Origin of the sequence: Blastococcus aggregatus (genome assembly GCF_900221005.1) — a bacterium.
Taxonomy (GTDB): Bacteria; Actinomycetota; Actinomycetes; order Mycobacteriales; family Geodermatophilaceae; genus Blastococcus; species Blastococcus aggregatus.
In genome coordinates, this window is record NZ_OBQI01000003.1 from 656,955 (window position 1) to 670,301 (window position 13,347).

Sequence of the window (13,347 nt, forward strand, 5' to 3'; positions counted from 1 at the left end):
TCAGAGGGACTTGCCCACCAGCGAGGTGAGGTCGACGAGGCGGTTGGAGTAGCCCCACTCGTTGTCGTACCAGCCGAGCACCTTGACCATGTTGCCGAAGACCTTGGTCAGCTTGGCGTCGTAGATGCAGGACGACGGGTCGGTGACGATGTCCGAGGACACGATCTCGTCCGACGTGTAGGTCAGGTACTTCCCGAGCGGGCCGGCGGCGGCCTCGCGGTAGGCGGCGTCGATCTCCTCGGCGGTCGCCTCGCGCTTGAGCTGCACGGTGAGGTCGGTGGCCGAGCCGGTCGGGACCGGGACGCGGATGGCGTAGCCGTCGAGCTTGCCCTTGAGCTCGGGGATGACCAGGCCGATGGCCTTGGCGGCGCCCGTGGACGTCGGCACCATGTTGAGGGCGGCGGCGCGGGCGCGGCGCAGGTCCTTGTGCGGGCCGTCCTGCAGGTTCTGGTCGGCGGTGTAGGCGTGGATGGTCGTCATCAGGCCGCGCTCGATGCCGAACGCGTCGTTGAGGACCTTCGCCAGCGGCGCCAGGCAGTTCGTGGTGCAGGAGGCGTTGCTGATGATCGTCTGCGAGCCGTCGTAGAGCTCGTCGTTGACGCCCATGACGATCGTGATGTCGTCGTCGCTGGCCGGCGCGGAGATGATGACCTTCTTCGCGCCACCGGCGTCGACGTGCTTGCGCGCGTCGGCGGCCTTGGTGAAGAAGCCGGTCGACTCGACGACGACGTCGACGCCGAGGTCGGCCCACGGCAGGTTGGCCGGGTCGCGCTCCGAGAGCACCTTCATCTTGGTGCCGCCGATGGTGATGCCGTCGCCGTCGGCGACGACCTCCTGCGGCAGGCGGCCCAGGATGCTGTCGTACTTGAGGAGGTGTGCCAGAGCCTCGTTGCTCGTGAGGTCGTTGACCGCCACGATCTCGATGTCCTGGCCGCTGGCCGCGACGGCCCGCCAGAAGTTGCGGCCGATCCGGCCGAAACCGTTGATGCCTACTCGGACCGTCACTGCAGACCTCCACGTCGAGTTCGCGTTGTCGCGTCACCGGGTCGCGCGCACCGCACGACCTCGCTGCCGCAAACCCTATCTGCCGCGCCCGGCCCCGGCGCACGGTCGTGCGCGGGAACCACCCGGAACGGCGAGATCGCCGATCTCGCACGGTTCCCGGAGGGAAGACGTGCGAGATCGGCGATCTCGACGGGAGACGGTCGCTACTGCGTGAGCATGTCGTCGGTGACGACGGATTCCGTGTCCGGGATGCCCAGGTCCTTCGCCCGCTTGTCTGCCATCGCCAGCAGACGCCGTATGCGCCCGGCAACGGCGTCCTTGGTCATGGGCGGGTCGGCCCGCTGGCCGAGCTCCTCCAGCGAGGCCTGACCGAACTCCAGGCGCAGCCGGCCGGCGACGAGCAGGTGCTCGGGGGCGTCGTTGGCGAGGATCTCCATCGCCCGCTCGACCCGGGCGCTGGCCGCCACGGCCGCCCGCGCCGAGCGGCGCAGGTTGGCGTCGTCGAAGTTGGCCAGCCGGTTGGCCGTCGCCCGGACCTCGCGGCGCATGCGCCGCTCCTCCCAGGCCATGACGGCGTCGTGGGCGCCCATGCGGGTCAGCAGCGCGCTGATCGCGTCGCCGTCCCGGACGACCACGCGGTCAGCACCCCGGACCTCGCGCGCCTTGGCGGCGATGCCGAGCCGGCGCGCGGCGCCGACGAGCGCCATGGCCGCCTCCGGACCGGGGCAGGTCACCTCCAGCGAGGAGGACCGGCCGGGCTCGGTGAGCGAGCCGTGCGCCAGGAACGCGCCCCGCCAGGCGGCCTCGGCGTCGTTGATGCTGCCGGACACCACGGCCGGCGGCAGGCCGCGCACCGGGCGGCCGCGCTGGTCGACCAGCCCGGTCTGCCGGGCCAGGCCCTCGCCGTGCTTGGCGATGCGCACGAGGTACCGCACGCCGCGGCGGATGTTGCCGCCGGCGAGCACGCTCACCCCGCTCGTGTAGCCGTAGACCTCGCTGATGTCACGCCGCAGCCGTCGGGCCACCGAGCCGGTGTCCAGCTCGGCCTCGATGACCACCCGGCCACCGACGATGTGCAGGCCGCCCGAGAAGCGCAGCAGCGCGGTGACCTCCGCCTTGCGCTCGGAGGTCTTCGTGCACTCCACCCTCGAGAGCTCGTCCTTCACCATGGCGGTCATTGCCACGTCGTCCACCCCCACGTAGCTACGGGGCTACCCGTCGTCGTCCCCCGGGTTGTCGCCATGAGCGGCGTCCCCTCTTCCCCCTCGTACCGGCCAGGTCCGTGCGTCGCATACCCGGCCGGAAGCCTCTACTCGTTCAGCGCACCCCGACCACGGAGGCCAGAGCGGCGGACAGACGCACCGGATCGTGCCGGGGCGCACCGTCGAGTTCCGCAACCGGCGCCAGGACGAGCTCGGCACCGCACGTGCGCACCGCAGACAGGAGACCACGGCGGTCAACCACCGAGTCCGCATCGGCGATCACGCTGTGCAACGGCACTCCGCCCAGATGCGCCTGCAACACGGTCACATGCTCCTCCGGTGAGAACCCGTCCGTCTCACCGGGCTGTGGCTCCAGGTTCAGCACCACCACCACCTTCGCCGCCGCGGCGGTCAGCGCCGCCCGGAGCTGCGGGACCAGCAGGTGCGGCAGGACCGAGGTGTACCAGGAACCGGGACCCAAGGAGACCACGTCGGCCGCGGCGATCGCCTCGAGCACGGCGGGGTGGACCGGCGGGTCGGCCGGGGAGAGCCGGATCTCCCGCACCCGGCCCGGGGTGGTGGCGATCGCCACCTGCCCGCGGATGGTGCGCACCTGCGCGTGGTCCTCCCGGTCGACCGGCTCCACGCGAGCCACCAGGTCCAGCGGCACGTCGGCCATGGGCAGCACCCGGCCGCAGGCGCCGAGCTGGGCGGCGAGCTCGTCGAGGGCCCGCACGGTGTCGCCGCCGTGCAGCTCGACCAGACCGGTCAGCAGCAGGTTGCCCACCGAGTGGCCGGCCAGCCCACCGGTGCCCCCGAGCCGGTGCTGCAGGAGCGCCGCCAGCGACTGCTCCCGCTCCCCTGCCCCGGCCAGGGCGGCCAGGGCCATGCGGAGGTCCCCCGGCGGCAGCACGGGCAGCTCGCGGCGGATCCGGCCGGACGAGCCGCCGTCGTCGGCGACGGTGACCACCGCCGTCACGTCGTCCGTCAGCCGCCGCCAGGCGGCCAGCGACGCAGCCAGCCCGTGCCCTCCCCCGAACGCGACGACCCGGAGCGGTCGGCCGTCCTGCAGCCCCCCGGCGCCCACTACTCGCGGCCCAGGTCGCGGTGCCTGGCCACGGCGGCGATGCCGTCGGCGGTGAGCCGGCGGGCGAACTCCTCGCTGATCGCCACGCTGCGGTGCTTGCCGCCGGTGCAGCCGACCGCCAGCGTCAGGTAGCGCTTGCCCTCGCGCCGGTAGCCGGGCACGAGCAGCCGCAGCACCTCGGTGTAGCGGTCGAGGAACTCCGCGGCGTCCTCCTGCCCCAGCACGTAGTCCCGGACGCCCGGGTCCTTGCCGGTGAAGGGGCGCAGCTCGGGGATCCAGTGCGGGTTCGGCAGGAACCGCGCGTCGACGACGAGGTCCGCGTCCAGCGGGACGCCGTACTTGAACCCGAAGCTCATCACCGTCGCGGTGAGCGGTGGCGTCTGGCCCTCGCGGGCGAAGGCGTTCTCGATCGTCGCGCGCAGCTGGTGCACGTTGAGGTCGCTGGTGTCCACCCAGAGGTCGGCCTCGCCGGCGATGCCGGTGAGCAGGTTCCGCTCGGCGGTGATGCCGTCGACGAGCGTGCCGTTGCCCTGCAGGGGGTGCTCGCGCCGGTTGGACTCGTACCGCCGCACGAGCACCTCGTCGCGGGCGTGCACGTAGAGCACCCGCGGGCGGTGCCCGGCCTCGGAGAGGACGCGGATGGCCTCCTGCAGATCGCTGGTGAAGGCCCGGCTGCGGACGTCCACGACCGCGGCGAACCGCCGCAGGTCACCGCGGGCACCGAGCTCCACCATCGGCAGCAGCAGCGCCGGCGGCAGGTTGTCCACGACGAACCAGCCGAGGTCCTCGAGCACCCGGCCGGCACTGTTCTTGCCCGCCCCGGAGAGGCCCGTGACGACCACGACCTCGAGCGGCTGCGTCTCGGTGCTGGCCCCGTCGAGGCCGGGCACGCCGGCGGTCGTCGGCCCGGGACCGGGCAGACCGGCCGTGGGCGCGCTGGTCCGCGGATCACTCATGACGCCACCCGCCCGACCTCGGCGGTGCGGCCGGCACCGGACCGGGGGGTGCCCCGCTCCGCCGGGCCGGAGGGCGCCGTCGTCGTCTCGAGGGCGGGGTCGGCAGGGCCGGCCGCGCCACCGGGGTCGGCCACACCGGCCGGGTCGGCCGGCTCGGCGATCGCCGCCTGCACCGCCTCGGCCGTGCGCCGGCCGATGCCCGGAACGGCCATCAGCTCCTCCACCGTGGCGGCCCGCAGCCGCTTGAGCGATCCGAACTCCTTCATGAGCGCCTTTCGCCGTGTCTCGCCGAGCCCCGGGACGTCGTCCAACAGGGAGACCAGCATGGTCGTGGACCGCTTCTGCCGGTGGTAGGTGATCGCGAACCGGTGCGCCTCGTCCCGCACCCGCTGCAGCAGGTAGAGCGCCTCGGAGGTGCGCGGCAGGATCACCGGGTCCGGGTCGCCCGGCAACCAGACCTCCTCCATCCGCTTGGCCAGCCCGCAGATCGCGACGTCGACCACGCCCAGCTCCTCGAGCGACCGGGCCGCGGCCGCGACCTGCGGAGCGCCACCGTCGACGACCAGGAGGTTCGGCGGGTAGGCGAACCGGCGCGGCCGCCCCTCCTCCGCCGCGACGCCCTGCTCGTCGCGGCGGTCCTGCTCGTCCTTCACGTGCCGGGCGAAGCGCCGGCGGACGACCTCGGCCATCGCCGCGGTGTCGTCGGTTCCGTTCGTGACGGAGAACCGGCGGTAGTCGGACTTCTTCGCCAGACCGTCCTCGAAGACCACCATGCTCGCCACCACGTTCGTCCCCTGCACATGGCTGACGTCGATGCACTCGATCCGCAGCGGCGCATCCGGCAGCTCCAGGGCCTCCTGCAGCTCGCTGAGCGCGAGCGAACGGGCGGTGAGGTCGCTGGAGCGCTTCACCCGGTGCCGGGCGAAGGACTCCTTCGCGTTCCGCTCGACGGTCTCCATCAGGCTGCGCTTGTCGCCGCGCTGCGGCACGCGGAGCGAGACCTTGCCGCCGCGGAGCTCCTCCAGCAGCTCGACGTAGACGTCGGCGTCGTCGGGGAGCTCGGGGACCAGCACCTCGCGGGGCACCGCCTCCCCCGCCTCACCGACCCCGGTCTGCTCGTCGACGCCGCCGTAGACCTGGAGGAGGAACTGCTCCACCAGCTGCCCGGTGGTGACCTCCTCGACCTTGTCCACGATCCAGCCGCGCTGACCGCGGACCCTGCCACCGCGGACGTGGAAGACCTGCACGGCGGCCTCGAGCTCGTCCTGGGCGAAGGCCACGACGTCGGCGTCCGTGCCGTCCCCGAGGACGACGGCCTGCTTCTCCATCGCCCGGCGCAGCGCGCCGAGGTCGTCCCGCAGCCGCGCGGCCTTCTCGAACTCCAGGTTCTCCGACGCGGCGGCCATCTCGCGCTCGAGCCGCTTCATCATCTGCTCGGTGCGGCCGGCCATGAAGTCGCAGAAGTCGTCGACGATCCCGCGGTGCTCCTCGGCGCTGACCCGGCCCACGCAGGGCGCGGCGCACTTGCCGATGTAGCCGAGCAGGCAGGGCCGGCCGATCTGCCCGGCCCGCTTGAAGACGCCGTTGGAGCAGGTGCGGGCCGGGAAGACGCGGGTGAGGGTGTCGAGCGTCTCGCGGATGGCCCAGGCGTGGGCGTAGGGGCCGAAGTAGCGGACGCCCTTCTTCTTGGGCCCGCGCATGACCTGCAGCCGGGGGTACTCCTCGTTCAGCGTCACGGCCAGCGACGGATAGCTCTTGTCGTCGCGGTAGCGGACGTTGAAGCGGGGGTCGAACTCCTTGATCCAGTTGTACTCGAGCTGGAGGGCCTCGACCTCGGTGCCGACGACGGTCCACTCGACGCTCGACGCGGTCGTGACCATCTGCCGGGTGCGCGGGTGCAGGCCGGCGACGTCGGCGAAGTAGCTGTTCAACCGCTGGCGGAGGCTCTTGGCCTTGCCGACGTAGATGACCCGGCTGCCGACATCCCGGAACCGGTAGACCCCGGGGCTCTCCGGGATCGAGCCGACCGCAGGGCGGTACGTGGAGGGGTCGGCCATGCGACCAGATTAGGTCGGAGGGGTGACACGCCGCCGAGGCCGGGGCCCGGCCGCCCCACGCGTCACATCGAGGCCGGACAGCCGTCAGCCGGGGCCCGCTCGGCGGGCCCCGGAACGGGGGTGTGGGTTCGGTCGGGGTCAGCCCGCCGGCTGCGAGCGGCGCACGGTGACGCCCCGCGGCACGCGGGCCGACGCGGCCCGGACCGCGGGGGCGGCCGAGCGCGCGACGCGGCGGACCAGCGACACGCCCGCCATCAGCGCGATCGGGACGGCGACGAAGTCGAAGGCGTCGGAGACGGCCCGCGTGGCCACGACGGCCAGCGAGACGCCGAGGATCGTGAGCAGCACGGCGACGGACAGGATGCTCGCCCCGGGGCCGCTCTTGCCCTGCCACGGCTGACCGCAGTGGCTCATGTCGGGGTCGCAGTCGGGCGTGAGCGCGCTCATCGCGGCCTCCTCGTGGGCCATGGGCGGCCCTCAGTGACATCAGTCACACGGAGGATAGACCCGGAGTGACCACGATCACAAGCGCACGGGCCCGGCTCGCCGGAGCGGCGTCTTGACGGCGAGGACCGGGCGTCCGGCCCGGCGGCACCGGGTCAGAGCACGAGACCGAGCCCGCCGTCGACGAGCAGGGTCTGGCCGGTGGCGTAGCGGGTGCCGATGAGCCCGACGCAGGCGTCGGCGATGTCGCCGGGCGTGGCGACCCGCTCCAGGGGAGCCATCGCCGTCACGCCCTCCTTGATCTGGTCCCAGGTCTCGGTCCACGGCGTCGCGACGAGACCCGGGGCCACCGCGTTGACCCGCACCCGGCCGCCGGCGTGCTTGGCGAGGAGCGTCGTCAGGTGGTCGACGGCGGCCTTCGACACGGCGTAGGGCAGCGAGCTGCCGGTCTGGCGGATGCCCGCGATCGAGGTGATGTTGATGATCCAGCCGTCCTCGGCGGCCCGGAGCAGCGGGAGCGCGGCCTGCGACACGAGGAAGGTCCCCACGACGTTGACGCCCAGCACGCGGTTCCAGTGGTCGACCGTGACGCCCTCGATGTCCGCGAGCGGGACGTCGGCGGTGACGGCGGCGTTGTTGACCAGCCCGTCGAGCCGGCCCCAGCGGTCCTGGGCCGCCGCCACCAGCCCGTGCGCCGTGCCGGGGTCGGAGATGTCCCCCTGCACGTAGCAGGACTCCCCCAGCTCGCCGGCCAGCCGCTCCCCGGCCTCGACGGAGGAGGCGGAGTTGACGACGATGCGCGCGCCCGCGGCCGCCAGCCTGCGCGCGACGGCTTCGCCGATGCCGCTGCTCGAGCCGGTGACGATGACGACGTGGTCGGTGAGGTCCATGCGCGCAGTCTGTCGCGCCCGGCACCGACGGGGGAACGGGGCCCGTGACGCGACGGGGCCCGCCCCCGGGTGCGGGAGCGGGCGCCGTCGACGGCCTCAGCTGGCCTTCTTGCGCGTCCTCTTCTTGGGCGCGGCCGCCGCGGCGACGGCGTCCTCGTCGAGGATCTTCGCCAGGTACCGGCCGGTGTGGCTCTCCGGCACGGTGGCCACGAACTCCGGCGGCCCCTCGGCCACGACCGTGCCGCCGCGGAACCCGCCCTCGGGGCCCATGTCGATGAGCCAGTCGGCGCTCTTGATGACGTCGAGGTTGTGCTCGATGACGATGACCGAGTTGCCCTTGTCGACCAGGCCCTGCAGGACCAGCAGCAGCTTGCGGATGTCCTCGAAGTGCAGGCCGGTGGTCGGCTCGTCGAGGACGTAGATGCTGCGGCCGTTGGACCGCTTCTGCAGCTCGCTGGCCAGCTTCACCCGCTGCGCCTCACCACCGGAGAGCGTGGTGGCCGGCTGGCCGAGCCGGACGTAGCCGAGGCCCACCTCGGTGAGGGTGCGCAGGTAGCGCGCGATCGCCGGGATGGCTGCGAAGAAGTCGGCGGCCTCCTCGATCGGCATGTTCAGGACCTCGGCGACCGTCTTGCCCTTGTAGTGCACCTCGAGGGTCTCCCGGTTGAACCGGCCCCCCTTGCACACCTCGCAGGGCACGTAGACGTCCGGCAGGAAGTTCATCTCGATCTTCAGCGTGCCGTCGCCGGAGCACGCCTCGCAGCGCCCGCCCTTGACGTTGAAGGAGAACCGGCCGGGCAGGTACCCGCGCATCTTCGCCTCGGTCGTCTGGGCGAAGAGCTTGCGGACGTGGTCCCAGACCCCGGTGTAGGTGGCCGGGTTCGAGCGCGGGGTGCGGCCGATCGGCGACTGGTCGACGTGCACGACCTTGTCGAGGTGCTCGAGGCCGGTGATGGTGCGGTGCCGCCCGGCGACCATGCGCGCACGGTTCAGCTTGTTGGCCATCGTCGTGTAGAGGATGTCGTTGACCAGGGTCGACTTGCCCGACCCCGAGACCCCGGTGACGGCGACCAGGACACCCAGCGGGAAGGCCACGTCGATGCCGCGCAGGTTGTTCTCGCGGGCACCCTTGACGACCAGCTCGCGGCCCGGCGTCAGCTCGCGGCGCTTCTCGGGGATCTCGATGGACCGGCGCCCGGAGAGGTACTGCCCGGTGATCGACCGCTCGCTGGCCAGCAGGTCGGCGACCGTGCCGCTGACCACGACCTCCCCGCCGTGCTCGCCGGCGCCCGGGCCGATGTCCACCACCCAGTCGGCCACCTTGATGGTGTCCTCGTCGTGCTCGACGACGATCAGGGTGTTGCCCATGTCGCGCAGCCGGATCAGCGTCTCGATCAGCCGGCTGTTGTCCCGCTGGTGCAGCCCGATCGACGGCTCGTCGAGCACGTACAGCACACCGACCAGGCCGGACCCGATCTGGGTCGCCAGCCGGATGCGCTGCGCCTCGCCACCGGCCAGCGTCGCCGCCGGACGATCGAGCGAGAGGTAGTCCAGGCCGACGTCGACCAGGAAGGAGAGCCGGGCCTGGATCTCCCGGAGCACGCGGTCGGCGATGACCCGCTCCCGCTCCCCGAGCTCCAGCGCGCCCAGCCACTGCGACGCCTCGCCGATGGAGAGGTTGGTGACCTCGGCGATCGACCGGCCCTCGAGCTTCACGGCCAGGATCTCGGGCTTGAGGCGGGTGCCGTGGCAGACGGGGCACGGGACGTCGCGCATGTAGCCCTCGTACTTGTCCCGCATGTAGTCGCTGTCGGTGTCGTCGTGCCGGCGCTCGAGGAAGGGCAGCACGCCCTCGAAGGCGGCGTAGTAGCTGCGCTCGCGGCCGTACCGGTTCTTGTAGCGGACGTGCACCTGGTCCGGCGAGCCGTGCAGGATCGCCTTCTGCACCTTGGCCGGCAGCCGCTCCCACGGCTCGTCCATGGAGAAGCCGATCTGCTGGGACAACCCGCTGAGCAGCCGGCTGAAGTACTCGTTGCTCATCGAGCTCGACCACGGGGCGATCGCGCCCTCGGCGAGGCTCTTCTCGGGGTCGGGGACGACCAGCTCCGGGTCGACCTCCTTCCGGGTGCCGATGCCGGTGCACTCGGTGCAGGCGCCGAACGGCGAGTTGAACGAGAACGAGCGCGGCTCGAGCGCCTCGAAGGACAGCCCGTCGTCGACGCAGGCGAGGTGCTCGGAGAAGGTGCGCTCGCGCTGCGGGTCGTCCTCGGGCACGTCGACGAACTCGAGGACGACGAGCCCGCCGGCCAGGCCCAGCGCCGTCTCGACCGAGTCGGTCAGGCGGCGCTTGGCGCTCTCCTTGACGGTGAGGCGGTCGACGATGACCTCGATGGAGTGCTTCTCCTGCTTCTTCAGCTTCGGCGGCTCGGTGAGCGAGTGCACGACGCCGTCGACCCGGACGCGGGAGAAGCCCTGGGTCTGCAGCGAGCTGAACAGGTCGACGTATTCGCCCTTGCGGGCGCGGACGACGGGGGCGAGCACCTGGAAGCGGGTGCCCTCCTCCATGCCGAGCACCTGGTCCACGATCTGCTGCGGCGTCTGCCGCGAGATCGGCTTGCCGCAGTTGGGGCAGTGCGGCTGGCCGGCGCGGGCGTAGAGCAGACGGAGGTAGTCGTAGACCTCGGTGATCGTGCCGACGGTCGACCGCGGGTTCCGGTTGGTCGACTTCTGGTCGATCGACACCGCGGGCGACAGGCCCTCGATGAAGTCGACGTCGGGCTTGTCCATCTGGCCCAGGAACTGGCGGGCGTAGGCCGACAGCGACTCGACGTAGCGGCGCTGACCCTCCGCGAAGATCGTGTCGAAGGCGAGGCTCGACTTGCCGGAGCCGGAGAGGCCCGTGAACACGATGAGCGCATCACGGGGGAGGTCGAGGTGGACGTCCTTGAGGTTGTGCTCTCGGGCGCCGCGGACGACGAGCCGGTCCATGTGATCCCTGTCGGTCGCTGGTGGATGTCGCGGGTGCTGGTGCTGCTGCGGCCGCACCGGAGGGCGCCGCGGAACTGCTGGGTGCAACGCCCGTGCCGGTCGTGGTCGTCCGCTTCCGCGGTGTGACCTGCGCCCGTCCGGGCGAGCGGGCTCAGGTCGCGGTGGTCGCCTGATCCGGAGAGTCGGGGACGGGCACGGTCGGGTCGAAGACGGGCGCGTAGCGGCGCCACGGGAGCCGGCGTTCCAGCTCTCCGGCCAGCCAGAGTAGTCGTCCCTCGGCCCCCGGGGGGCCGACGAACTGGACGGCCACGGGCGGTCCGTCGGGGCGGCTGCCGCCCGGGAACACCGCGGCCGGGAGGCCTGCCAGGTTCCAGGCCGCCGTCCACGGCGCCCAGCGCGCGTTGGCGGTGATGTTGGCCAGGAACGACCGCTCGTGCCACGGCCGGGCGGCCAGCGGCGGGCCCGTCGTCACCGGGGTGAGCAGCAGGTCGACGTCGCCGAAGAACTCCACCATCCGCTGGCGGAAGCGCTCCTGGGTGCGTGGTCGCACCAGGCCGAGCCGGCGGACGATCCGGCCCAGACGGGCGTGGCTGCGACTGCGGGGCTGGAGCTCGTGCCGGTCGATGCCCAGGAACTCGGCGTCGTCCTCGGCCCCGGCCATCCAGCGGACCAGCGCCCCCGCCGCGGCGCCCGGGGTGATCGGCGGGTCGCGGCGGACGACGGTGTGCCCGGCGCCCTCGAGCTCGGCGACCACGGCGTCGACCACCGCGCGGGTGGCGGCGTCGGCCCCGACCCCGGGCACCGGGGAGCGCGTGCTGACGGCGATGCGCAGCGGCCGCTCGGGGGCGGGCTGCGGCGCGGGCGTCTCCCCCGCCAGGACGGCGTGCGCGAGCGCGAGGTCGGCCACCGTCGTCGCCAGGGCGCCGTTGACGGCCATGCCCGACCAGTCGTCCGCGCCGATGCCGCCGGGGACGACGCCGCTGCCGGGCTTCAGCGTGACCAGCCCGCAGGCGGCCGCCGGCAGCCGGAGCGACCCCATGCCGTCGTTGCCGTGGGCGATCGGCACCGAACCCGAGGCGACGGCGGCGGCGCTGCCCCCGGAGCTGCCGGCCGGCGAGAGCGCGGTGTCCCAGGGGTTGCGGCTGACCGTGCCCGGCCCGTCGGTGGCGGCGTAGAGGCAGAGCTCCGGCGCGCGCGTGATGCCGACGACCACGGCGCCGGCCTTGCGCAGCCGGGTGACCACCGGGTGGTCCTTGCGCTCCGGCTCGCCGTGGCGGGCCGGGGAGCCGTCGGTGCAGACCTCCCCCGCGACCGCGACGTTGTCCTTGATCGCGACCGGGACACCGGCCAGCGGCAGCGCGAAGCGGGTGAGGCTGGCGTCGACCGCCGCGGCCTCGGCCAGGGCGGCGTCCCGCCGGACGACGCGGAAGGCCCCGATCCGGGCGTCGACGGCCGCGATGTGGTCGAGGTGGGCGCGGACCACGTCCACGGCGGTGATCTCCCCCGACCGCACGCGGGCGGCGATCTCCGCCGCGGTCAGGCCGACCAGGGACGGGTCGCTGGGCGTGCCCTCGGGATCCGCCGCCCAGGGAACGGGACGGCCCGTGCTCCCGTCACCGGCCCGCAACTCGATCGGGGGCAGGCCGAGACCTCCGCTAGCGTCCATGCCTGGACCGTAACGGCGGACGCCGACAGTTTTCGAACGGAGGCCGGAGATGAGCTCGTACACCGGGAACGTCGAGGTCGGTGGAGCGCCGGACGTCCGGGAGCTGCCCGGGCTGACGATCAGCAAGCTGGCGGTCAGCGAGATGGCGAACAACGCCTACCTGCTGCGCTGCACCGCGACCGGGGAGGCGCTGCTCATCGACGCGGCTGCCGAGCCGGAGGCGCTGCTGGCGCTCGTCGGCGACGCCCCGCTGCGCACCGTCGTCACCACGCACGGGCACTGGGACCACCACCGCGCTCTCCCCCAGGTCGTCGAGGCGACCGGCGCGGTGACGGTCGCCCACCCGGCCGACGCCGCCGACCTGCCGGTGCCGGTGCAGCGCCCGATCGAGCACGGCGACACCGTCGCCGTCGGCGAGCAGTCGCTGGAGGTCGTCCACCTCCGCGGGCACACCCCCGGCAGCATCGCGCTGGTCTGGCGCGGGGCCGGCGACGCGGGCACCCACGTCTTCACCGGCGACAGCCTGTTCCCCGGCGGCGTCGGAAACACCCAGCAGGACGCCGCCCGGTTCACCAGCCTGATCGACGACGTCGAGCAGCGGCTGTTCGGCGCGCTGCCCGACGAGACGTGGGTCTACCCCGGCCACGGCGGCGACACGACGCTGGGCGCCGAGCGCCCGTCCCTCCCGGAGTGGCGCGCCCGCGGCTGGTGAGCCGGCCCGTCAGACCCCGGCGACCTCGTCGTCCTCGTCGAAGGCGGCGGCCAGCTCGTCAGGGGTGCCGGGCAGGTAGAGCGGCAGGATCGACACGTTCCAGCCGGGACGGCGCTGGTCCACGCCGACCGCCAGATCCCAGGCGGCGCGGGCGGTCAGCGGGCCGAAGCAGCCCTCGTCGCCGTCCTCTCCGACCGTCACCTCCACCAGCCACTGGTCGGAGAGGTCCGCGGCGAGCTCGGCGAAGTCGGGCAGCGCCTCCTCGTCGGGTTCGGGTGCATCCGCCAGGACGGGATAGATGAGCGCCATGCCTCACCGTAGAGGGGTGGCGTCCGGGAGC

Annotated in this window: 11 protein-coding genes; 1 reads left to right on the plus strand and 10 read right to left on the minus strand. The window is 73.0% G+C overall.

All coding sequences use genetic code 11. From position 1 onward, the window contains the following. The 9 genes from gap to CRP29_RS12960 form a co-directional block, all read right to left on the minus strand. Complete coding sequence (gene gap, locus CRP29_RS12920) at positions 1–1,005, minus strand: type I glyceraldehyde-3-phosphate dehydrogenase (RefSeq protein ID WP_097195415.1); 1,005 nt, start codon at positions 1,003–1,005, stop codon at positions 1–3. A 203-nt stretch (positions 1,006–1,208) separates the two neighbouring features. Then, positions 1,209–2,183 carry a DNA-binding protein WhiA gene (gene whiA, locus CRP29_RS12925; RefSeq protein WP_304457087.1) on the minus strand — a complete coding sequence of 325 codons (975 nt, stop codon included), beginning with the start codon at positions 2,181–2,183 and terminating at the stop codon, positions 1,209–1,211. 139 nt (positions 2,184–2,322) lie between these two features. Beyond that, positions 2,323–3,294: a gluconeogenesis factor YvcK family protein gene (locus CRP29_RS12930; RefSeq protein ID WP_217991578.1), complete on the minus strand. Its 972-nt coding sequence runs from the start codon at positions 3,292–3,294 to the stop codon at positions 2,323–2,325. Further along, complete coding sequence (gene rapZ / locus CRP29_RS12935; protein ID WP_245852767.1) at positions 3,294–4,250, minus strand: RNase adapter RapZ; 957 nt, start codon at positions 4,248–4,250, stop codon at positions 3,294–3,296. Before rapZ ends, CRP29_RS12930 begins: the two co-directional genes overlap by 1 nt. After that, positions 4,247–6,307 (minus strand): excinuclease ABC subunit UvrC, encoded by a 2,061-nt coding sequence (uvrC, locus tag CRP29_RS12940; protein WP_097195416.1) that lies wholly within the window; start codon positions 6,305–6,307, stop codon positions 4,247–4,249. Before uvrC ends, rapZ begins: the two co-directional genes overlap by 4 nt. Before the next feature lie 138 nt (positions 6,308–6,445). Beyond that, positions 6,446–6,754, minus strand: a complete 309-nt coding sequence (locus CRP29_RS12945) for a hypothetical protein (protein WP_097195574.1) — start codon at positions 6,752–6,754, stop codon at positions 6,446–6,448. Between the two features lie 152 nt (positions 6,755–6,906). Beyond that, a complete protein-coding gene (locus CRP29_RS12950) occupies positions 6,907–7,641 on the minus strand; it encodes an SDR family NAD(P)-dependent oxidoreductase (RefSeq protein WP_097195417.1) in 735 nt (244 codons plus the stop codon). 96 nt (positions 7,642–7,737) lie between these two features. Continuing rightward, entirely contained in the window at positions 7,738–10,629 is a 2,892-nt protein-coding gene (uvrA, locus tag CRP29_RS12955) for an excinuclease ABC subunit UvrA (RefSeq protein ID WP_097195418.1), read from the minus strand. Between the two features lie 151 nt (positions 10,630–10,780). Beyond that, positions 10,781–12,295, minus strand: a complete 1,515-nt coding sequence (locus tag CRP29_RS12960) for an amidase (protein ID WP_097195419.1) — start codon at positions 12,293–12,295, stop codon at positions 10,781–10,783. A 49-nt stretch (positions 12,296–12,344) separates the two neighbouring features. Here CRP29_RS12960 and CRP29_RS12965 point away from each other — a divergent pair, with 49 nt between their 5' ends. After that, entirely contained in the window at positions 12,345–13,007 is a 663-nt protein-coding gene (locus CRP29_RS12965; protein ID WP_097195420.1) for an MBL fold metallo-hydrolase, read from the plus strand. Positions 13,008–13,016: 9 nt separating this feature from the next. Here CRP29_RS12965 and CRP29_RS12970 read toward each other — a convergent pair whose 3' ends face one another. Next, positions 13,017–13,316 (minus strand): hypothetical protein, encoded by a 300-nt coding sequence (locus CRP29_RS12970; protein ID WP_097195421.1) that lies wholly within the window; start codon positions 13,314–13,316, stop codon positions 13,017–13,019. Positions 13,317–13,347: the final 31 nt, after the last annotated feature.